At 61.3% G+C, this 21,668-nt stretch carries 21 protein-coding genes; 7 read left to right on the top strand and 14 right to left on the bottom strand.

Annotation, left to right across the window (positions count from 1 at the left end; translation table 11 throughout):
* Positions 1-15: 15 nt before the first annotated feature.
* Genes NKH33_RS19485 through NKH33_RS19470 form a run of 4 tightly spaced genes read right to left on the bottom strand, consistent with a single transcriptional unit; the run spans position 16 to position 3,779 of the window.
* Positions 16-1,107: an ABC transporter ATP-binding protein gene (locus tag NKH33_RS19485; RefSeq protein WP_352921068.1), complete on the bottom strand. Its 1,092-nt coding sequence runs from the start codon at positions 1,105-1,107 to the stop codon at positions 16-18.
* 49 nt (positions 1,108-1,156) lie between these two features.
* A complete protein-coding gene (arfA, locus tag NKH33_RS19480) occupies positions 1,157-2,668 on the bottom strand; it encodes an arabinosylfuranosidase ArfA (RefSeq protein ID WP_352921066.1) in 1,512 nt (503 codons plus the stop codon).
* 18 nt (positions 2,669-2,686) lie between these two features.
* Positions 2,687-2,848: a hypothetical protein gene (locus NKH33_RS19475; RefSeq protein WP_352541706.1), complete on the bottom strand. Its 162-nt coding sequence runs from the start codon at positions 2,846-2,848 to the stop codon at positions 2,687-2,689.
* A gap of 4 nt (positions 2,849-2,852) precedes the next feature.
* Positions 2,853-3,779 carry an ArsR/SmtB family transcription factor gene (locus NKH33_RS19470; RefSeq protein WP_352683182.1) on the bottom strand — a complete coding sequence of 309 codons (927 nt, stop codon included), beginning with the start codon at positions 3,777-3,779 and terminating at the stop codon, positions 2,853-2,855.
* A gap of 248 nt (positions 3,780-4,027) precedes the next feature.
* On the opposite strand from NKH33_RS19470, the gene NKH33_RS19465 reads away from it, so the two are divergent.
* The 4 genes from NKH33_RS19465 to NKH33_RS19450 are packed head-to-tail and all read left to right on the top strand — an operon-like array spanning position 4,028 to position 8,057.
* On the top strand, positions 4,028-4,906 hold the full coding sequence (locus tag NKH33_RS19465; RefSeq protein WP_352851013.1) for an ABC transporter permease: 879 nt from the start codon (positions 4,028-4,030) through the stop codon (positions 4,904-4,906).
* Positions 4,903-5,724: an ABC transporter permease gene (locus NKH33_RS19460; RefSeq protein WP_352821405.1), complete on the top strand. Its 822-nt coding sequence runs from the start codon at positions 4,903-4,905 to the stop codon at positions 5,722-5,724. Before NKH33_RS19465 ends, NKH33_RS19460 begins: the two co-directional genes overlap by 4 nt.
* Before the next feature lie 22 nt (positions 5,725-5,746).
* Positions 5,747-6,889 carry an extracellular solute-binding protein gene (locus tag NKH33_RS19455; protein ID WP_352683178.1) on the top strand — a complete coding sequence of 381 codons (1,143 nt, stop codon included), beginning with the start codon at positions 5,747-5,749 and terminating at the stop codon, positions 6,887-6,889.
* A complete protein-coding gene (locus NKH33_RS19450) occupies positions 6,882-8,057 on the top strand; it encodes an ABC transporter ATP-binding protein (protein ID WP_352683176.1) in 1,176 nt (391 codons plus the stop codon). The genes NKH33_RS19455 and NKH33_RS19450 overlap by 8 nt, the downstream gene beginning before the upstream one ends.
* 19 nt (positions 8,058-8,076) lie before the next feature.
* On the opposite strand, the gene NKH33_RS19445 is transcribed toward NKH33_RS19450, so the two are convergent.
* The 10 genes from NKH33_RS19445 to NKH33_RS19400 form a co-directional block, all read right to left on the bottom strand.
* Positions 8,077-9,054, bottom strand: coding sequence for a branched-chain amino acid ABC transporter permease (locus NKH33_RS19445; protein ID WP_352683173.1), 978 nt, complete (start codon positions 9,052-9,054; stop codon positions 8,077-8,079).
* A gap of 1 nt (position 9,055) precedes the next feature.
* Positions 9,056-9,943, bottom strand: a complete 888-nt coding sequence (locus tag NKH33_RS19440) for a branched-chain amino acid ABC transporter permease (RefSeq protein WP_352921062.1) — start codon at positions 9,941-9,943, stop codon at positions 9,056-9,058.
* A 7-nt stretch (positions 9,944-9,950) separates the two neighbouring features.
* Positions 9,951-10,661: an ABC transporter ATP-binding protein gene (locus tag NKH33_RS19435; RefSeq protein WP_352472486.1), complete on the bottom strand. Its 711-nt coding sequence runs from the start codon at positions 10,659-10,661 to the stop codon at positions 9,951-9,953.
* Positions 10,654-11,427, bottom strand: a complete 774-nt coding sequence (locus tag NKH33_RS19430; RefSeq protein ID WP_352472485.1) for an ABC transporter ATP-binding protein — start codon at positions 11,425-11,427, stop codon at positions 10,654-10,656. The genes NKH33_RS19435 and NKH33_RS19430 overlap by 8 nt, the downstream gene beginning before the upstream one ends.
* A gap of 11 nt (positions 11,428-11,438) precedes the next feature.
* Positions 11,439-12,647, bottom strand: coding sequence for an ABC transporter substrate-binding protein (locus NKH33_RS19425; RefSeq protein WP_352921060.1), 1,209 nt, complete (start codon positions 12,645-12,647; stop codon positions 11,439-11,441).
* 311 nt (positions 12,648-12,958) lie between these two features.
* A complete protein-coding gene (locus tag NKH33_RS19420; protein WP_352472483.1) occupies positions 12,959-13,951 on the bottom strand; it encodes an ABC transporter ATP-binding protein in 993 nt (330 codons plus the stop codon).
* The gene (locus NKH33_RS19415; RefSeq protein ID WP_352472482.1) at positions 13,948-14,973 is read right to left on the bottom strand and encodes an ABC transporter ATP-binding protein; all 1,026 of its coding nucleotides are present in this window, start codon (positions 14,971-14,973) and stop codon (positions 13,948-13,950) included. Before NKH33_RS19415 ends, NKH33_RS19420 begins: the two co-directional genes overlap by 4 nt.
* Complete coding sequence (locus NKH33_RS19410; RefSeq protein ID WP_352541714.1) at positions 14,963-15,937, bottom strand: ABC transporter permease; 975 nt, start codon at positions 15,935-15,937, stop codon at positions 14,963-14,965. Before NKH33_RS19410 ends, NKH33_RS19415 begins: the two co-directional genes overlap by 11 nt.
* Positions 15,937-16,965: an ABC transporter permease gene (locus NKH33_RS19405; RefSeq protein ID WP_352921058.1), complete on the bottom strand. Its 1,029-nt coding sequence runs from the start codon at positions 16,963-16,965 to the stop codon at positions 15,937-15,939. Before NKH33_RS19405 ends, NKH33_RS19410 begins: the two co-directional genes overlap by 1 nt.
* A gap of 107 nt (positions 16,966-17,072) precedes the next feature.
* Positions 17,073-18,746 (bottom strand): ABC transporter substrate-binding protein, encoded by a 1,674-nt coding sequence (locus tag NKH33_RS19400; RefSeq protein ID WP_352921056.1) that lies wholly within the window; start codon positions 18,744-18,746, stop codon positions 17,073-17,075.
* Between the two features lie 299 nt (positions 18,747-19,045).
* Here NKH33_RS19400 and NKH33_RS19395 point away from each other — a divergent pair, with 299 nt between their 5' ends.
* The 3 genes from NKH33_RS19395 to NKH33_RS19385 all read left to right on the top strand — a co-directional run bounded on the left by NKH33_RS19395 (position 19,046) and on the right by NKH33_RS19385 (position 21,579).
* The gene (locus NKH33_RS19395) at positions 19,046-19,771 is read left to right on the top strand and encodes a LuxR family transcriptional regulator (RefSeq protein WP_245274646.1); all 726 of its coding nucleotides are present in this window, start codon (positions 19,046-19,048) and stop codon (positions 19,769-19,771) included.
* A 173-nt stretch (positions 19,772-19,944) separates the two neighbouring features.
* Positions 19,945-20,844, top strand: coding sequence for a proline iminopeptidase-family hydrolase (locus NKH33_RS19390; protein WP_352472479.1), 900 nt, complete (start codon positions 19,945-19,947; stop codon positions 20,842-20,844).
* 486 nt (positions 20,845-21,330) lie between these two features.
* Positions 21,331-21,579, top strand: a complete 249-nt coding sequence (locus NKH33_RS19385) for a hypothetical protein (protein WP_352472478.1) — start codon at positions 21,331-21,333, stop codon at positions 21,577-21,579.
* Positions 21,580-21,668: the final 89 nt, after the last annotated feature.

The following is a 21,668-nucleotide window of genomic DNA, read 5'->3' as shown; positions in this document are numbered from 1 at the left end:
AGCCGGTCAGCCATCTCAGGCCTCCCTCGCATGCCAGGCGCGGCCGGTCTCGTTGAACAGATGCGATTTCTGGCCGTCAAAGGCGAGCCCGATTCTGTCGCCGACGGCGACGCGGCTGTTGCCGGCATCCGAGCCGACGATCTGCTGGCCATCGCCCAGCCGCGCGTAGATCAGGGTGCGTTCGCCGAGCCGCTCGAGCACATCGACCACGCCGCCGGCATTGCCCTGTCCGGCGGCAACGATGCGCACGTCTTCAGAACGGATGCCGAAAGTGTACTTGCCATCGGTCAGTTGGCTGGAGGCGATCTTGGTCTGCACCGAGACGCCGTCCGCAAACCTGGCCGTGGCGTTCTCGCCGGATCTGTCAAGCGTCGCATCGACGAAGTTCATCGCCGGCGCGCCGACGAAACCCGCGACGAATTTGGTCGCCGGGCGTTCGTAGATCTCCATCGGGGTACCGATCTGGTCGATCTTGCGATTGTTCATGACGACGATGCGGTCGGCCAGCGTCATTGCCTCGACCTGGTCATGGGTGACGAAGATCATCGTCGATTGCAGCCGCTGGTGAAGCTGGGCAAGCTCGATGCGGGTGCGGGTGCGCAACGCCGCATCGAGATTGGAAAGCGGCTCGTCGAACAGAAAGGCCTTCGGCTCCTTGACGATCGCACGGCCGATGGCGACGCGCTGGCGCTGACCACCGGAGAGCTGGCCCGGCTTGCGATCGAGCAGATGCGGCATTTCGAGGATGCGGGCGGCTTCGTTGATGCGCGCCTCGATGACCTTGCCTGGAACGCCGATATTCGCAAGCCCGAAGGCCATGTTGTCGCGCACCGTCATGTGCGGATAAAGCGCATAGGACTGGAACACCATGGCAATGCCGCGCTTGCCCGGTGGCAGATGATCGATGCGCTCGTTGTTGATGGCAATCTCGCCGCTATCGACAGCTTCGAGCCCGGCAATCATTCGAAGAAGCGTCGATTTTCCGCAGCCGGACGGGCCCAGGAACACGATGAATTCGCGTGCCCTTATGGAGAGCGACAGATGATCCAGCACCGTCATGGCACCGAACTGCTTGCTCACGTTCCTGATCTCGATATCGGCCGTCACGTCGACGCTCCTCCTCAGCGTTTGCGCTTTCTCGATGATCCGCCTGAACTCAGAGCCTCAGGCGTATGACCTGGTAGGAATAGGGCGGCAGTGACAGGCTCAGCTTGCCGCTGGCGAGCGAGGCGCCCTCGCCCTTCCTGGGGCCGACATTGCCAGGGTTTTCGGCCGAATTGACGGCTTTCAGATCGGCGTGTGCCATCACCTGGTGATCGACGATCTCCGCCGCGCCGAAGCCGGTGAGGTCGACCACTGTTTCGATTGCCTCGCTCGAATGGCGGTTGACCGCGAAGAAGGTGACGTGGCCGGTTTGCCTGTCGTGCACGCCGGCAACATCGACATAAGCGACATCGCCCGCAACGCTGGATTTGTAGGTCGGGCTTTCCACCTTGAGATCCAGCGCATTGCCGCGACCATAGTTAGAAGCAAACAGATAGGGATAAAAAATCGTCTGCCGCCATGCCGGGCCATTCGGAACGGTCATGATCGGCGCGATGACATTGACCAGTTGTGCCAGGCAGGCGATCTTGACGACATCGGAACGGCGGATGAAGGTGTTGAGGATCAGGCCGACCTGCAGCACATCCTCGAAATTATAGATGTCTTCGAGCAACGGCGGGGCGAACGGCCAGCCGTTGCTGCCGCCGAGTATCTTCCTGTCCTGCTCCTTGGAATGGTACCAGACGTTCCATTCGTCGAACGAGATGTAGACCTGCTTGTTGGAGCGCTTCTTGGCCTTGATATACTCGATGACGCCGGCGACCGAGACAATGTAGTCGTCGAGCTTTTCGCTCATGGCGAGATAGTTCGGAGCGTCGTTGGCTTCGTTGTCGAAATACATGTGCAGCGAGATGTAGTCGACCTCGTTGTAGGTATGGTCGAGAACCGTCGCTTCCCATTCAGGGTAGGTCGGCATCTTGGCATTCGAAGAGCCGCAGACCACCAGCTCAAGTGAGTTGGAGAAGGCACGCATGGCCTTGGCCGTCTCATGCGCCAGCCGGCCATACTCGTCCGCGGTCTTGTGGCCGATCTGCCAGGGGCCATCCATTTCATTGCCGAGGCACCAGAGCTTGACGTCGAACGGCTCCTTGCGGCCGTTGGCGATGCGCTTGTCGCTCCATTTGCTGCCGCCGGGATGGTTGGCGTACTCCAGCAGGTTGCGGGCTTCATCGAGGCCGCGCGAGCCGAGATTGACGGCAAGCATCATCTCGGTGTTGGCGGAGGTGCACCAATCGGCAAATTCATGCAGGCCGACTTCGTTGCTTTCCGACGTGTGCCACGCGAGGTCGAGGCGCACTGGACGCTGTTCCTTGGGGCCAATGCCGTCTTCCCAATTGTAGGCCGAGACGAAATTGCCGCCGGGGTAGCGGACGATCGGAACATTGAGTTCCCTGACGAGATCGATGACGTCCTGACGCATGCCGTTGGCATCCGCTGTCGGATGGCCGGGCTCATAGATGCCAGTGTAAACTGCCCGCCCCAGATGCTCGATGAAGGATCCGTAGAGCCTCGGATCGATTTCCGAGACAACATAGTGCGGATGAGCCGTAACGGCTGCCTTCATGCATTCCTCCCATCGATATCACAAACGATGATTTAAATCATCTTGCCCGATATCAAAGAGGAATTGGCAGCCCTTCGTCAAGCCAAAATAGCCAAATGTAGGACAATTAGACGAACGCTTTGGAACAGCAGAAAGCCAGATAGTTGAAATTGCTGCGTTATCTTCAGAACCCGGTTTCATGATATCAACCAGTTTTGATCCTGAGCAGGATGTCCTGATCGTAATTTCCAAAGCCCTTGCCGAAAATATTGATCCCGCCGGGGCGCTTGGCGTCGTCCTTGACGCCGATACGGACGCGGATTGAATGATGGCTCTTCAGATCGAGTGCGGCGAGCCCGGTTTCGGACATCCTGAGGCCGTCGACATAGGTGCCGTCATTGGCAATTCGCCAGTTCTTCAGCTTACCGTATTGCGAGCCCTTGAGCTTCCACCAGGAGGGCGTGAAGACGCCGCGCTTGTCGCCGAAATCCCCCGGCGACGTCCAGGTGCCGACATCGACGCCATTGATCGTCAGCGTGATGTCCGAGGGCCAATCGGCGCTGGTGCCCGGCACTTCCGAAGACAGTTCTATCGCAACTTCGAGTCCGGTGATTTCGGCATTGGCGAGCTTGGCATTGTTGGGGAACTGGTATTCGACAAAACCGCGCGTGAACCATAGCAGACCGGCTTTCATGCGGTCCGGATCGAGGAAAGTGTTCGGCACATCGAGTAGACCGATGATGCCGTCCGGCGAACAAAGGCCGCAGGGCGCGGTAACCTCGAAGCCGGTATAAAGCCCGATCGGCATCGACACTTCGATCGCGTCGTTCTTGACCGCACGATATTCGCTCTTGAACACGACGAGCACTTCTTCCGCCGTCGGATAACAGATTTTCTGACTGCCTTTCTTCGCTTTCAGGTTCTCGGTGCGGATCAGCCCCGCATCCTCCAGCACCTGGATGTTGGTCGAGACGGTCGACTGCGGAAGCGACAGCACGGCGGCGATTTCGTTGACATTCATCGGCCCCTTCTCATGCAGCAGTTTCAGCATCGAGATCCGCGCCGAGGAGGCAAGCCCCTTGAGCACGGCAATGCCTTCCTCAGGTTCAATCACCAGAAAATTGCGACTCATGAAATTGCCCGGCCCATGTAAAATCCATATCCGAAATTACCCTGTATATCGGGATACCTGATTTAATCAATGTGCAGGCGGAACGCCGGGCAATTTGTTGAATCCGGCAGGGCGAGGGTCGCGCGGGGCCCTGCACAGAATTTGTGCAGGAGCCATATGCAGAGTGGACACCTGAACGCCGATCGCCCAATCTAGTCCGGAGCCGAGCCCGGTGATGGCGGCTTGCACATAAAGCGGTTGGACGGGTCGTGACCAAAGGGTGGAAATTATACGATCAGCGACTGGCCTGGGTCCTCGTCGCGCCTGTGCTTTTACTGCTTACCCTGCTTCTGCTGCTGCCGATCGCGATGATGACGGTCTACACGTTTTTCACCTTCGTCACCGCGGGGGTGGAGTCGGCGGTGCTGACCTTCGACAACTGGAAGGAATTCCTCACCGACAGCTACTATCACGGTTTTCTTTGGAAGACCGTTCGCGTCGGCGCCATCACCGCTGTGATCTGCGCGATCCTTGGCTATTTTCCCGCCTATTTCATCTGGGCCACGACCTTCAGGCACAAATGGCTGTTGTTGCTGCTGCTCATCGTGCCGTTCTGGATCAGCTTCACCATCCGGACATTCTCGTGGATCCATATTCTCGGCGAACAGGGGCTGATCAACGTCGTGCTCATCAGGCTGGGGATTATCAACGAGCCGTTGCCGATGCTCTACACCGAGGGCGCCGTCATCATGGGGCTGCTGCATTTTCTGCTGCCCTATATGATCCTGAACGTCTATGTCAGCCTGGAAAGCATCGACCGCACGCTGATCGCCGCCGCCCGCTCGATGGGCTGTACCAGCGCGCAGGCGTTTCGCGAAGTGACCCTGCCGCTATCGATGCCCGGGCTGGGCGCCGGGCTGCTGCTCTGCTTCGTGCTGGCGGCCGGCTCCTATGTGACGCCGCAGCTGCTCGGTGGCAGCCGCGATGCGCTGTTCGGCAACTTGATCTACGACACCATCATGGGGCAGCTCAATTGGCCGATGGGCGCCACGCTTTCCATCGTCCTGTTCGTCCTGCTCGGCGCGGCCGCGGCCGCCTATAGCCGCTATATGGGCCTATCGCAGATCATGAAGGGCCTCAGTGCATGAGAGCGGACCATCCCGATCGCGAAGGCAGATGGGTGTGGCGGCTGACCGGCGCGATCACGGTGTGCGTCTACGTCTTCATGTTTGCGCCGATCCTCGCCACGGTCGTGCTTTCCTTCAATGCCTCGATGTTCGGCGGCTTTCCCCTCACCGGCTTCAGCCTGCGATGGTACGAAAAGCTGCTCACCAACGAGCCGGTTCTCGACGCCTTCCGGACATCGATGTGGATTGCCCTGGTGACGGCAACGGTGACGACGCTGCTCGGCATCATGGCGGCATTGGCGCTGGTGCGCTTCGAGTTCCGTGGCAAGCAGGCGATCAACACGCTTGTCATTCTTCCCGCGCTGGTCCCCGAAACGATACTCGGCGTCGGCCTGCTGGTCATGATCAAAGCCGTCGACCAGCCGCGCAGCATGACGCTGCTGGTGCTCGGCCACATTATGCTCACGCTCCCCTACGTGGTGCTGATCGTCCAGGCGCGCATGGTCGGCATAAAACGTTCCTATGAGGAGGCGGCGCTTTCGCTCGGGGCGCCGCGCGTGTCGACATTCCGCGAAATCACGCTGCCGCTGCTCATTCCCGCAGTGCTTGCCAGTGTTCTGCTCGCTTTCACCATTTCGTTCGACAACACCTCGGCCAGCCTGTTCTGGCGGCCGGCCGGCGTCGAGACCATGCCGACGCAAATCCTTTCGATGCTGAAGATCTCGATCAGCCCTGAGGTGAACGCGCTCGGAACCGTCATGATCCTTTTGACGGTCGGCATTCCCTTGGCAGGCGGGCTCATCCTGCAAAGCCTCACCTGGTTCAAGGCAGGCAAGTGAAAATGAAAATGGGAGAATGGAAATGAAACTGACAACCACCAAACGACTGGAACGGCTCAACGAACGCTATGCCAATGGCGACATCAGCCGGCGATCATTCCTGACGCTGACGGCCGCCGCTGCTGCCGCCACCGGGCTTTCCATGCCCTGGATGGGACGGGCGCTGGCCGCGGTTTCGGAAGTGCGCTTCGACGGATGGGGCGGCGTGGTGCAGGAGGCGATCGATAAGTACGCGTTCCAGCCTTATACCGCCAAGTCCAAGGTCAAGGTCGTCCAGGGCACCTTTGGCGACGAGAACGAGATCATCACCAAGATCAAGACGTCGAAACCAGGCGACTTCCAGATCGTCCATTCTTCCGGCGTCAACTACTACATCAAATACGTCAATGGCGGTTTCAATTCGGAGATCAACGAGGCAAACATTCCGAACATGGCGAATGTCCTGACCGCCATGATCGAGCCGTTCCGCAAGATCACGCCGAAGCTGTCGGCAGTGCCATATGATTACGGCACCACCGGCATCGCCTACAACAACAAGGTCATCTCGCCGGAGGAAGCCAAGGAAAAGGGCGCCAACCTGCTTACCGACAAGAAATATGCCGGCAAGATCGGCGGCTACGCCGATATGACGACGCGCGTCTGGTATGCGGCGCTGCAGACGAAACAGGACCCCAACAACATCCAGGACATGGACGTCGTCTGGGCCAAGGTTCGCGAGACCCGCGATCTGGCCAAGAAATTCTGGAGTTCCGGCGCGGAACTGATGGACCTCCTGTCGCGCAACGAGATCGTCGTCACCGACGCCTGGTCAGGACGTGTCGCCGCCCTGCAGCAGCAGGGCCAGCCGATCGGCTATCTCGACCCTGCCGGCTCATACGCGTGGATGGAGGACATGCTGGTGCTCAAGGGTTCGCCGATGGCCGAATGCGAGGAACTGATCAACTTCATGCTGGATCCTGCCACCTCGATCGCCGTCGCCGAGGGCCAGAACTATCCGCCATCGCTTGACCCCACCAAGGTGAAGCTGACCGACAAGATCGCGGCGCTTCCGGCCTTCGACCCGACTGGATCGATGAAATCGCTGACCTTCGCCGATCCGCTCTACTGGGCGAAGAACGAAGACGCCTGGACCAAGCAATGGGACAGGGTGTCGAAAGGTGCATGACGACAACAGCCACGACCAGCAGCCCCGGCCGGCTTCGGCCGGGGCTGATGGCGACCCGCTCGCCCAGAGCGAGCGGCAGCCGATAGGAAAGCCTGCGGTCGAGTTTCGCGACATCGATATTTTCTACGGCAAGTTCGCCGCTGTGCGCGATTTTTCACTGGCAATCCGCAAAGGTAGTTTCGTCACCTTGCTGGGGCCGTCCGGGTGCGGCAAAACGACGATCCTGCGCTCGATCGCGGGCCTGGTCGACCTCTCCAGTGGCCAGATCTCGATCGGCGGAAAGCGGGTCGACGACATCCCGATCTATAAGCGCAACATTGGTCTGGTGTTCCAGAACTACGCGCTCTTTCCGCACAAGAACGTCTTCGACAACGTCGCATTCGGCCTGAAATACCGGAACGTGCCGAAACCGGAAATCGTGCGCCGGGTCAAGAAGGCGCTGGATATGGTGCGGCTGCCCGGCAGTGAGACAAAGCTGCCGTCGCAGCTCTCGGGCGGCCAGCAGCAACGCATCGCACTGGCCCGCGCCATCGTCTTCGAGCCGGAAGTGCTGCTGCTGGACGAGCCCTTGTCGGCGCTCGACGCCAATATGCGCGAGGACATGCGCGTCGAGATCAAGAAAATCCAGAGGGAGACGGGCATCACCGCTATCTTCGTGACGCACGACCAGGAAGAAGCCTTGTCGATGTCCGACCACATCGTCGTGATGAACGCCGGCCTGATCGAGCAGATCGGCTCCCCCGCGCAGGTCTATGACCAGCCGGCCACCGCATTCGTCGCCAATTTCCTGGGCAAGGCCAACATGCTGCCCGGCAGCGTGACAGTGATGGACGGCAAGATGGCGACGATCGCGCTGGCCACCGGCCATGTCGTAAAGGCGGCCGCGCCGAAGGCGCTCGCGACCGGCAGCGCGGTCACCGTCGTCGTTCGCCCGCAGAAGCTTACCGTCGGTACCGCCGGTGCTGCCAACAGGCTGGCGGGACGGATCGTCTCGACCTCCTATCTCGGCGGCAATGCGGTCTACGAGATCGACATCGGCGCCGGCACGCTGGTGCGCGCCAACACGTTGATCGACGGACAGCCGCTGCGCGAAGGCGAAACGGTCGATGTCTGCTTCGACCCGCTGGGTTGCGTACTTCTCGACGCGCAAGGTGTACGCATCGCCTAGCGAGGCGGCGCTGACCCGTTCAGTCTTTCGCGTCACCCTTTGGCCCGAGAAATCGCGCATAGATCTCACCGACAATACCGCGCCGGAAAACCAGCACGCAGACCATGAAGGTCAGGCCCGTGGCGATGGTCACTGGAAAATTCGAGGTGGCGAGCGTGTTCTCCAGGCCGACGACCAGACTGGCGCCGATGATCGGCCCGACCATGGTGCCGATGCCGCCGAGGAGCGTCATCAGGATCACCTCGCCGGACATCTGCCAGGTGACGTCGGTGAGTGTGGCAAACTGGAAAACGATCGCCTTGAGCGCGCCGGCCAGCCCGGCCAATGTTGCCGACATGACGAAAGCCGCCAGCTTGTAGTTGGCGACGGAATAGCCAAGCGAAATGGCCCGGCTCTCGTTTTCCCGGATGGAACGCAGGATCATGCCGAAAGGCGAGTTGATGATGCGCCAGATGGCGAACACGCCGATCAGGAAGACCGCCAGCACGAAATAATAGATGTTCATCGAGACGTTCAGGTCGAGCATTCCAAGCAGCCTGCCGCGCGGCACGCCCTGGATGCCGTCCTCACCTCCGGTGAACGGCGCCTGCACGCAGAAGAAGAAGAACATCTGCGACAGCGCCAGCGTGATCATGGCGAAATAGATGCCTTGCCGGCGGATGGCAAAGAAGCCCATCACAAGGCCGAGCAGCGCGGCACCCAGGACACCGAGCAGGATGCCCGCTTCCGGTGGCCAGCCCCAGACCTTGACCGCGTATGCGGTGAAATAGGCCGCCCCGCCGAAGAATGTCGCATGGCCGAAGGACAACAGCCCGGTGTAGCCGAGCAGAAGGTTGAACGCGCAGGCAAACAGCGCAAAGCACAGCATCTTCATCAGGAAGATCGGATAGACGAAGAAAGGCGCCACCAGCAGCGCCAGGATGCCGAGCCCGACCAGCGCCCATTCAAGCCGTGCCGAATTCTTGGCACGCGTCTCGCGAAGTGTCAGTTCGGCCATCTCAGGCATCCCTTCCGAACAGGCCGGCTGGCCGGACCAGAAGCACGATTGCCATGATGACGAAGACCACCAGATTGGAGGCTTCGGGATAGAAGACCTTGGTCAGGCCTTCGGCGAGGCCAAGCATGTAACCGGTGACGATCGCCCCGAGGATCGATCCCATGCCGCCGACCACGACGACGGCGAAGACGACGATGATGAGGTCAGATCCCATCAGCGGGCTCACCTGATAGATCGGCGCGGCGAGAACCCCTGCAAGTCCGGCAAGAGCGGCGCCGAGGCCGTAGGTGAGGGTCAGCAGCAACGGCACGTTGACGCCGAAAGCCTGCACCAGGCCGGGGTTCTCCGTCGCCGCGCGCAGATAGGAGCCCAGCCTGGTCTTCTCGATCAGCGCCCAGGTGCCGAAACAGACGATCATCGAGGCGACCACCACCCAGCCGCGATAATTGGGCAGGAACATGAAGCCGAGATTGGTTCCCCCGGAGAGCAGCGGCGGCACGGAATAAGGACTTCCCGATACGCCATAGTAGTAACGGAACACCCCTTCGAGCACGAGCGCGAGGCCAAAGGTGAAAAGCAGCCCGTAAAGCGGGTCGATGCCGTAAAGCCTCGACAGCGCCAGGCGCTCGACCACGACGCCGAAGCCGCCGACGATCAGCGGCGACAGGATCAGAGCCGGCCAGTAGCCGATGCCGAACCGGGTGAGAAGCAGGTACCCGACGAAGGCGCCGAGCATATAGAGCGCGCCGTGGGCAAAATTGATGACGCGCAACAGGCCGAATATGACAGCCAGGCCCAGGCTCAACATTGCGTAGAACGAGCCGTTGATGAGGCCGACCAGCAATTGGCCGAGGAATGCCTGAACGGGTATCCCGAAGATCATCGTCATGGCGCCATCATACACCCAGCACTTCATGCAGCAGCGTCATGCGATCCGGCAGTTCGCCGACCGGAAAGCCCGCCACGACCTTGCCGTGCTCCATCAGGTAGAAACGGTCGGTGACGCGGCTGGCAAAGCGGAAATTCTGCTCGACCAGCAGGATCGTCATGCCGCGCTTTTTCATCGTCGCCAGCAGATCGCCGATGCGCTGCACAATGACCGGAGCCAGGCCCTCGGTCGGCTCATCGAGAAGCAGCATTTTCACGCCGGTTCTGAGCATGCGCGCGATCGCCAGCATCTGCTGCTCGCCGCCCGACAGCCTGGTGCCCGGGCTGTTGCGGCGCTCCTTCAGATTGGGGAAAAGATCGAATATTTCCTGCACGCTCATGCCGCCCTCGGCGACGATCGGCGGCAGAACCAGATTCTCGTCCACGGTCAGCGTCGCAAAGATGCCGCGTTCCTCCGGCACCAGGCCGATGCCTTGATGCGCGGTCCGGTGCAATGGCAGGCGCATCAGATCCTTGCCGTCGAAAAAAATCTGGCCGGTCCGCTGGCGGATCAGCCCGATAATGGCGCGCAATGTCGTAGTCTTGCCGACGCCGTTGCGGCCCAGCAACGTCACAGTTTCACCTGGAAAGACCTCAAGATCGACGCCGTGCAGCGCATGGCTCTCGCCATACCAGGCGTTGAGGCCGCGGACTGCGAGAAGCGGCGCGGCGTCACTCATCGGCGGTGCCCATATAGGCGATCCTCACCCGCTCGTCGCGGCTGACCGTGGAGTAGTCGCCGGCGGCAAGGATTTCGCCGCGCTGCATGACGGTTATCCAGTCGCAAAGATCGGCTACAACAGTCAGATTGTGCTCGACCATCAGCACCGCACGCTCCCTGGCGACCGAGCGGATGATGTCGGAAACCGTGCGCACATCCTCGTGCCCCATGCCGGCCATCGGCTCGTCGAGCAGCAGCACTTTCGGGTCGAGCGCCAGCGTCGTGGCGATCTCGAGCACGCGTTTCCTGCCATAGGAGAGATCGGCGGCGGGCCTGTTCTTGGCATCGTCGAGGCCGACCGACCGCAAAAGCTCCTCGGCGCGCGGCGTCAATCGATCGAGCGCAGACAGCGAGCGCCAGAACTGAACGCTGAGCCCGCCCGGCCGCTGCAGCGCAACACGCACATTGTCGAGCACGCTGAGATGTGGAAACACCGCCGAGATCTGGAACGAGCGCACCAGGCCCATCCGCGCGACCTTGGCCGGCGAGGTGCGGGTGATGTCGTGGCCGAGCAGTTCGATCCTGCCGCTGGTCGGCGGCAGGAACTTGGTGAGCAGGTTGAAGACGGTGGTCTTGCCGGCGCCGTTGGGTCCGATCAGCGCGTGGATGTTGCCGTGGTAGAGGTCGAGATCGACATTCCTGACCGCAACAAAGCCGGCGAAGTCACGCCGCAGGCCGCGGGCGGAAAGCACCACCCGCGGCCGATCCGGTTCAGGCGGCGCCATCGGTCCGCCAATCACTCGCCTGCCATGGGACAGCCGCTCTCCTTGGGGCTCAGAAACGCCTCGTTACCGGGGATCGTAGCGAGCGGTTTGTAATAGTCCCACTCCTTGGTGCTCTCGCTCGGCGACTTGACCTGATAAAGATACATGTCATGAACCATGTTGCCGTCGGCCCGCACTTTGCCGTTTGCCGTAAAGACATCGTTCACCGGCATCGCATGCAATTCCTTTGCGACCGCCTCGGTTCCATCGGTGCCGGCTTTGTCGATCGCCTTCAAATACTGGGTCACCGCTGAATAGGTGGCGGCCTGGATCATATTCGGCATGCGGTTGGTGCGCTTGAAGAAGCGCTGGGCGAACTCGCGACTCTTGTCGTCGCGATCCCAGTAGAAACCTTCGGTCAGCACCACGCCTTGCGCCGCCTCGAGACCGAGCCCATGCACCTCGGCCAGCGTGAACAGAAGTGCTGCAAGCCGCTGACCACCCTGCACGATACCGAATTCGGCCGCTTGCTTGATCGAGTTGGAGGTGTCGAGGCCGGCATTCGCCAGGCCGATAACCTTGGCGCCCGACGATTGCGCCTGCAGCAGGAAGGATGAATAGTCGGTCGAGCCGAGCGGGTAACGCACCTCGCCAACCACCTTGCCGCCATGGCTCTCGACGAACTTTGCGGTCTGCTCCTTCAGCGAATAGCCGAATGCATAATCGACTGTGACGAAGAACCAGCTGTCGCCGCCTTGCTGGACGAGAGCGCCACCAGTCCCCACTGCCTGCGAATGCGTGTCGTAGGCCCAGTGGAAGCCATAGGGCGAGCACTGTTTACCGGTTAGCTCGGTGGTCGCGGCGCCGGTGACGATGTCAATTTTTTTCTTTTCCTTGGAAATTCCCTGGACGGCGAGCGCCACCGAGGAGGTGGTCAGTTCCATGATGGAATCGACCTGTTCGGTGTCATACCACTGCCGCGCAATGTTGGAGGCGATGTCCGGCTTGTTCTGGTGGTCGGCGCTGACGATCTCGATCGGCGAGCCTTGTACCTTGCCGCCGAAATCCTCGACCGCCATCTTGGCGGCCTCGACCGACCACTTGCCGCCGAAATCGGCATAGACGCCCGACTGGTCGTTGAGAATGCCGATCTTGATCTTGCCGTCGGAAATCTCGGCGGCTGCGGCAGGCATCGCGGTCGCTGCAAGAAGCGCGGCCGAGACCAGGTACGATATCTTCATTGGTGACTTCCTCCCTTATGGTCGACAACCGAGCAACATGTCGGCGGCAGCCTGCTGCAGCACGAAGAGTGGCCTCCCACATTCCGTCCTCGCCGGCGCAAAATCACGCAGCGCTGTACGGCCGCCGTCCTTCAAATCGTAGCATCGCTCGGCAACGCGAGAACAGTTACTTTAGTATTAGGCATCCGCGATGCCCGGCCGCCGAAGCGCAACATAGCGCCGGATCGTGCGGCGTCCAGATCGGCCTCTATTCTCGCCGAAGCAATGATTACGGCTGACGGTCCGGATATCGTTGAACGAGAATTCCCTCGTCAACCGCCGGCTGGATGATGGCAAGCAACCAGGCGGCCCTCGCCAATGCTTTGGAGAAGCGGGCGCTCGCTGCGGCAGATCGGGGTGGCAGCTGGGCAACGGGTGTGGAACCGGCACCCCGAGGGTGGGTTCATCGGGCTGGGCAGATCACCCTTGAGCACCAGCCGGCCGCGCCGCGCCCGGTCGATGCTGGGTATCGGCACGGCGGAACGCAGCGCCGCGGTGTAATGATGTCTGGGCGCCGCAAAGACCTCGTCGGTCGGCCCGCTCTCCACGATTGACCCCAGATACATCACCGCCACACGGCTCGAGATTTGACGCACCACGGAAAGATCGTGGGCGATGAACACATAGGTCAAGTTGAACTCCTCGCGCAGGTCGGCGAGCAGATTGACGATCTGCGCCTGGATCGACACGTCGAGCGCCGAGACCGGCTCGTCGGCCACGATCAGCCGTGGCCGCAGCGCCAGCGCGCGGGCGATGCCGATACGCTGGCGCTGGCCGCCGGAGAATTCGTGCGGGTAGCGCGATGCGTGCTGGGGCGACAAGTCGACCCGGCGCAGGAGCTCGGCCACGCGGTCCGCCATTTCCGATGCCGAGAGGCGTTCATGGATGCGGAACGGATCGGCCAGCAGATCGCCGACCCGCCGGCGCGGATTGAGCGAAGCGCTGGGATCCTGAAAGACCATCTGCATCTGCCGCCGCAACGGACGAAGCTGGCGCTGGGAGGCGTCGCTGATGTCGCGGCCCTCGAATTCCAGCGACCCCGAGCTGATTTCGGTCAGACGCACCAGACACCGGCCAAGCGTGGATTTGCCGCAACCGGACTCGCCGACGATGCCGAGGGTCTCCCCGGGCCAGATGTCTAGCGACACCGTATCAACCGCATGCACGGTCCGGCGCTGCGCCGGGAAGATCGAGCGGCCGACGCTATAGCGCTTCGACAGGTCGCCGGCACGAAGCAGCGGACGTTCGCGTGGCATGGCATTCATCGTTGCATCTCCACCACGCCGCCAGGCCTCTGGGCAGCGAATTGTCTGCGCGTAGGCTCCGGCAACAGGCACGCGGCGCGATGGCTCTCGCCTTGCATGATCGGCAGTTGAACCAGACAGGCGTCGTGGCGAAAGGCGCAGCGGGGGCTGAAGGCGCAGCCTTTCGGCAGGTTGGAGAGCGACGGCGGAATTCCCGGAATGGCAGCGAGCCGGGCTGGACGTGGTCCCTCCATCGGCGGGATCGAGCCGAACAAGCCCCATGTGTAGGGATGCAGCGGCGCCCGGAACACGCTGCTCTTGCCGCCCTCCTCGACAAAGCGTCCGCCATACATAACCAGTACCCGGTCCGCGACTTCGGCGACGACGCCAAGATCATGCGTGACCAGGATCACAGCGGAACCGAACTGGTCGCGCAATCGTCCGATCAGTTCGAGGATCTGCGCCTGCACGGTAACATCGAGGGCTGTAGTCGGTTCATCCGCGACGAGCAGCGCCGGGTTGCACGAGAGCGCCATGGCAATCACCGCGCGCTGGCGCATACCGCCGGAAAGCTGGTGCGGGTAGCTGTCGATGACCCGATCCGGATTTGCGATGCCGACGGCATCCAGCAATTGCACGGCCCTCGCCCGTGCCGCTTTCGCCGACACCTTTTCATGCGCGCGGACCTGCTCGCCGATCTGGTTGCCGATCGTATGCACCGGGGTGAGCGCAGACATCGGATCCTGGAAGATCATCGCGATTTGGCGGCCGCGGATGGCATCGAGCGCACGCCGCTTGAGCCCGATCAGCTCCTGTCCCATGAAACGGATGGAACCGGAGACGATAGCGTTGGGGCTGTCGATCAACCCCATAATGGCGAGCAAGGTCTGGCTTTTGCCCGAACCGGATTCGCCGACCACACCGACGATCTCGCGCTGCTCGACGGAGAACGAAACACCTCCCACCGCCCGCACCAGGCCTTCGTCGCTGCGGAAGGAGACAGTGAGGTCCTTGACCACCAGAAGGGGAGCATCAGCCGACATTGCGCGCCCTCGGGTCGATTATGACGAAGACGACGTCGACGACGAAGTTTGCCATCACCACGAAGAAGGCGGCGTAAATCACCGTGGCCAGGATCATCGGCAGATCGAGGGTCTGCAGCGCCTCATACGTCAGTTTTCCGACACCCTGCAATCCGAAGACCACTTCGGTCAACAGCGCGCCGCCGCCGACCAAGGCACCGAAATCGAGGCCGAACATGGTGACGAATGCGACCAAAGAGGTCCTGAGGCCATGATGCAGCAGCACCCGGCGTTCGCCGATCCCCTTGGCCCGGGCGGTGCGGATGAAATCCTCCTGCATCATTTCGATCAGGCTTGCCCGCAGCACCCGGCCGTAGAGGCCGACATAAAGGGTTGCCAGCGTGAACCACGGAATGACGAGCGCCTTGAACCAGCCCCAGGGATTCTCGGTCAGGGGGATGTAGCCGAGCGGAGGAACCCAGGAAAACAGCCAGTTGTCGTGCCAGCGGCTTTGCGTCAGCAGGTTGGCGACCTCGCCCAGCCAGAAGACCGGGATCGACACACCTACCAGGCTCAGGATCATCAGCGCGCGATCAATGAATGTACCGCGCGTTGCGCCTGCGATCACACCGACGATCAATCCGCCGAGCACCCACAGCACTGCCGCGCCGCCGACCAGCGACAGCGTCACGGGAATGGCGCTTATCACGGTCGGAATGACGCGCTGCCCGCGATTGACGAAGGAGGTGAGATCGCGGCTGACGAAAAGCCGGTTCATCATCAGCCCATATTGCACCGGCAATGGCCGGTCGAGACCGAAATCGTGGCGCACCTGGATCAGCGTCTCTTGCGAAGCATTGCGGCCAGCAATGCGCGCCGATGGATCAGCGCCAGGCGTCGCAAAGAAGATCAGGAAAGCGACGACGCTGATACCGAACATAACCAGCACCATCTGGCCAAGCCGGAAGCCGAGCGCGGCAACCACTAGACGCCCCTCGGCGAGGATTTCGGATCGAGCGCGTCGCGCACGCCGTCGCCCAGAATGTTTAGAGCCAGCACCGTGATCACAATGGCTAGCCCCGGCGCCAGTGCCACGACCGGCCGCGAATAGAGCAGGCCCTGGCCGTCCTGGATGATCGTGCCCCAGCTGGCATCCGGCGGCTGCACGCCGATCGACAGGAACGACAGCGAGGATTCCGTCATCATGTTGAGCGCCAGGATCAACGGCACGAAAACGATGATGCGGGTCACCACATTGGGCATGATGTCGCGCAAAAGGATGCGCCAGGGCGATGCGCCAAGGCCGATCGCAGCGGTGACGAATTCGGCATGCATTAAGGTCAGGACATGGCCGCGGATCGGCCGCGCCACATAGGGCACATAGACGATGCCGATGATGAAGACCGGTAGCCACAGGCTGCCGGAGCGGATTTCGAACGGACCGATCTGGATACTCTGCGCAATCAGCACGATCGACAATGAAATTGCCAACAGGAAAATCGGAAAAGCCCAGAGCACGTCGAGAATGCGCGACAGGCCGATGTCGACGATGCCGCCGAAGAAGCCGGAAACGACCCCAAGGAATGTCGCGAGGACAAGGCACAGCACGGCTGCAGCACCCGAGATCAACAGCGAATCCCGTCCGCCGTAAAGCAGCCGCGCCGCGACGTCACGGCCCTGGTTGTCGGCACCCAGCATATAGGGTCCGATGCGCGAGGTCGGCCCGACCGGCGTCATGCCGAGGCCAAGGCCTTCGGTGGAGGGCTGCAGCACCGGCTGGGTCACCCCATCGACGACGATCTCGCCATTGAGATTGGTCACAAATGGATCGGTGCCGGAGACGTATCGCGCATAAAGCGGCGCCGCGAGCGAGGCGATCACGATGACGACGAGCACGGCGAAGGCAGATATTGCCGAACGATCGCCTTTCAGCTTGCGCCAAGCGGTGCGCCACGGGCCATCGGTGGCCCGGCGAACCGGGATGGCAGGCTGATCCGCAATGACATTGACCATGAACAGGATTGCCTGGGAAAAATCGCGGCCTGGAAGATGCGCTGATCCGCCGGAAAAGGAAATGCGACGGAGAGCCAGCGGCACTCCGTTGCATTGGCTCCGGTCGGCTATTCCACCCAGGACTGGCTGACAATCCAGTAGAATTGCGGGCTGAAGGTGAAGTTCTTCAGCCTGGAAGAGATCATATCGACGCGCTTTGGCGTGAACAGGACAGCGACCGGAGCCTTGTCCGTCACAGCCTTGTCGATGGCGGTCCAGAGTGTCGCGCCCTTGGCCGGATCGGCGATGGTGGCTGCCTCTGCCTCATCCATCGATGCGTCGATCGACTTGTCGCAGAACCCCGAAATATTGACCGAGGCGTCGGAGCCCGGCGTAAACGAGGCACAGCTGAACAAGACCTGCAGGAAATTCGATGGCGCCGGGTAGTCCTGGAACCATTGCGAGATCGAAATCTGCACCTTGTTATTGGTGTTCTGGATGTAGGTGAACTGTATGTTCTGCGAGATCGGCTTGACCGACGTCTTGTAGCCAAGCTGGTTGAGCACATCCTGCAGGTAGACGCCGATCGCTTTGGAGACCGTGGTGTCCTCGGTGATGATCGTCACCTCCTGACCTGCGGTTCCCGATTCAGCGACCAATTGCTTGGCCTTGTCCATATCCGGTGCTGACCACTTCTCGCCTGGATTGGCGGTGAACGGGCAATAGGCCGCAAATGACGGGAAGCCCGGTGGCAGGATCTGGCAGGCCGGCTGCGCCAGATTGCTGCCGCCGAACAGCTTGACGATCGCGGCGCGGTCGATCGCGAAGTTCACTGCCTGGCGAACGCGGATGTCGTTGAACGGCGCCAGATTGGTGTTCATCGGCGCGTACCACATCGCTGTCAGCGGATGAACCGTGACCTGCTTGGCATATTTGGTGCCGAGTTCAGCGAGACGGTCGGACGGCGGCGGGTCGAACATCCAGTCCGCCTGGCCGTTCTCGACAGCGGTCACCGCCGCCTCGTCGGTTAGGCCGAATTCGTAGTCGATCTCGTCCGGATATCCGGCCGGCTGCGCTTCCTTGCTCCATTCCTTGAAATGAGGGTTGCGCACAATCTTCATCAGCTTGTTGGGATCGTAGCTGGCGATCATGTAGGGTCCGGTGCCCGGGATCGGATCGGTGCCGGCGTCCTTCGGCGGCGCGCTCGCCGGCAGGATCGACGCATGCGGAACAGCCAGCTTCTGCAGGAACTCGGCATCCGGCTGGACCAGATTGAAGGTAATGTTTCCGGCGGCGTCGTCGACTGACAGGCCACCTTCGAGGGTACACGTCGCAGGCGTCTTCAAGCACGCATCCGCGCCGACGATGCCTTTGTAGAAGGTCCCGGCCGTCGGCCCGCTGATCTTGAAGATGCGTTGGAACGAAGCCACCACGTCCTTCGTGGTGACATCCGAGCCATCCGCGAATTTGATGCCCTTGCGCAGCTTGAAGACGTAGGTCTTGCCGCCGTTCTCGACCTGCGGGAGGCTTTCCGCCAGGTCCGCGACGACTTCGAAACCGGTCTTGTCCCCGGCCTTCTTGTAGGTCACCAGGCCATCGTAGAGGACATAATTGATCTGGAAATACTGCAGCGTGTAGTTGATGTGCGGATCGGCGGTGCCTGCCGCGGCATTGGCCAGCAGTCGGAGTGTGCCGCCTGGCTTGCCCTCGGTGGCCAGGGCACTGTTTGCCGGCGACATCATGGACACGCCGAGCAGAGCCAGGCAGGGCATCAACGCTGCAAATGCTTTTTGGGGTCGCATATTTGTTCCCTCATGGAGGCGTCTCGGCTTTTGCCGCGCTGAGCCCGGTCGATCGACCATTGCGCGGCTGAAACAGTCTGGGTTTGCGAACGGTGTCCGCTACTTGGCCCAATCGCAAAAGACTACGGCGAGCGAAGCCGGACGGGATAGCTATTAAGATAGATAGGGTCGGACAGGCTTATCCCCGCCTATTTGTTGAGCAGCCGGCCGACATGGCTATTTGACAAGCAATCATCAGCGGGTAAGCTTGCCCGATGCAAAGCCTTCCAGGCGATCTAGAGAGCCGGTTCCAAACCGGAATGAGCATCGACGCTGCCATGGCGGTGGCAACGGAGGTGCTGGAGCCTATCGGTTTCACCGCATTCATCTACGACTATACGCCCGTGCCGGTCAGTCACAAGGGCGAGCTTATCACGCCCTCGTTGATGGCTCTGCGCAACGTGCCGCGCGACATGCAGGATCTCTGGTGCAAGGGCGGATATTATCAGCTTGACCCGGTGCAGGAGGCCGCGCTCACCGTATCGAGACCGTTTCTCTGGTCGCACAGCGGCGTTCAGAGCACCGTCATGCAGCGCGTGCTCCAGTCCAAGCACGATCCTGTGGTCAGCTATTTGCTTGACACCAGGATGACCTGCGGCGTCACCGTACCCATTCGCCTTGCCGGCGGCGATCTCGCCACCTTCACTGCGATCCGTGCCGATCCGGAGGCCGGGTTCGAGCTCGAAGCCAGACCCTTGATCGCCGAGATCGGAGATCTGGGTCATCTGCTGCATGACTCCGCCTACGCCGGTTTCGACGCCGGAATCCGCACCTGCCAACATGTCCATCTGACGTCGCGCGAACGTCAGTGCCTGCGCCTGGCCGCTGCCGGACTGACGGCCAAGCAGGTTGCGCGTGAGATTGGCCGCGCGGTGCCTACCGCAACGCTGCACCTCAACGCGGCGACGCGAAAGCTTGGCGCGCGCAACCGCTTCCATGCCATCGCGCTCGCCGCCCATTACCGGCTGCTCGAACCGGAGCATTGAGGCTCGCGACCTGCGGGCGATCGGCCTTGCCTCGGGCGAACCCATAACCGGCGAACCTATAAATAGTGCTAGCTGTAAATGCGCTGGGCCGCTTAGTACCGTCGGCCGCAAACAAGGCTTGGGAGGGGTGCACCAAAGTGGCTCCTGCCGCGCCATGATGCGGAGCTTGGACTGTGACGGCACATGCGATCACCGAAGGATTTAGCGACTACAAGGGCTATCGCACCTGGTACCGTGTGACCGGGGACATCGGGTCGGGCAAGGTGCCCCTGGTCGTCGCTCATGGTGGACCGGGCTGCACCCACGACTATGTGGACTCATTCAAGGAGCTTGCCGGAACCGGGCGAGCCGTCATCCACTACGATCAGATCGGCAACGGCAAATCGACCCATCTGCCGGACAAGGGCGGCGACTTCTGGACCGTCGATTTCTTCCTGGGCGAACTCGATGCGTTGCTCGCCCATCTCAGCATTGCCGGCCATTATGCCCTGCTCGGCCAGTCCTGGGGCGGCATACTCTCGGCCGAGCACGCCGTGCGCCGCCCTGAGGGGCTGAAGGCATTGATCCTGGCCAATTCGCTGGCCTCGATGGCGCTGTGGGTGGAAGGAGCCCGGCAATTGCGCGCCGAGTTGCCAGCCGATGTGCAAAGTGCGCTCGACCGGCACGAAGCGGCGGGAACCACCGATCAGCCCGAATATGTTGCGGCGACGAAGGCTTTCTACGACCGTCATGTCTGTCGCGTCGTTCCGATGCCGCCAGAGGTCGCCCGGACATTTGCGGCAATCGAGGAAGATCCGACCGTCTATCACACCATGAACGGTCCGAATGAGTTCCACGTCATCGGCACGATGCGGAACTGGACCATCGTTGACCGCCTGCATCGGATCGAGGCGCCGACCCTGGTTTTCCGCGGCTTCTACGACGAAGCGACCGAGGCCTGCGTCCAGCCCTTTCTGGATCTTATCCCGTGCGTTGAAGGCCTGGTCTTCCCGAATTCCAGCCACATGCCGCATGTGGAGGAAAAGCACGACTGCCTCAGCGCCGTCGGGCGCTTCCTGGCCAAATACGATTGACGTTCCAGCACCAGGCCATCTGTTCCAACGGATCGTCGACACGACGCAGTCGTCGTGAGGCAGGTTCAGAAAACCTCGAACCGTCCCATTTCTCCGCCGACGCACATTGCTATGCCTCGGTGATGGCGACGCCACGCTATGTGGATGTCTCGCAAAGGCCTGCAGGGTCGTCCGATGAGGCCAAATCACGGGCAGAATGCCAGATCACGGACAGCATAAAGGAGCCCATTCGAGCGCCTTTTCCATTGCCCGCGGAGGCGAAGGCCTAACGTTGCGGCGCAGATTGGCATGTCGCCGGCATGGCCGCAATCAGCCTGCCATCCCCTGAACTGGCATCCCGTCGCTGAAAAACCTGACGGATACGGAGGACCAAGTTGCCGGTGGGTACGGAAAGTATCGGACCCAAAGTTTCGCCAAGCAGTTGCAACCGAATTCATTAGCCGGCGTTAAAGTGCGGGTGATCTAGCGGGGCATGGGGAGGCTTTCATGCAGACGTATCTCGTCGAGCGTATGGACGGCGACGATGTTATCTCGGTGCGCGTTGTCAACGCGCCGAGTCCGTTCAGAGCCGCAGCTATGATGACGGGCGGGCGTATTACCTTCCGAACGTGGGAAAAGGATTGGATCCGCGTGACCGACGAAAATCGGGGACAGATCTATGCCTATTGTTTCGTCCCCGGCAGCTATTCCGACACCGAAACATCGGCGGTATCGTCCGGAAGAACCACCGAATAGGCAATATGCCTGAATAGCGGCAATTCCATCTTCGACCCCACCTTGGTCTTCGAGCCCGCCTTGGCATGTGTCCGTGTCATGCGCACCAC

The organism is Mesorhizobium sp. M1182 (assembly GCF_040318335.1).
Taxonomy (GTDB): Bacteria; Pseudomonadota; Alphaproteobacteria; order Rhizobiales; family Rhizobiaceae; genus Mesorhizobium.
The sequence above is the reverse complement of the archived record's forward strand: the minus strand, read 5'-3'. Positions and strand labels throughout refer to the sequence as shown.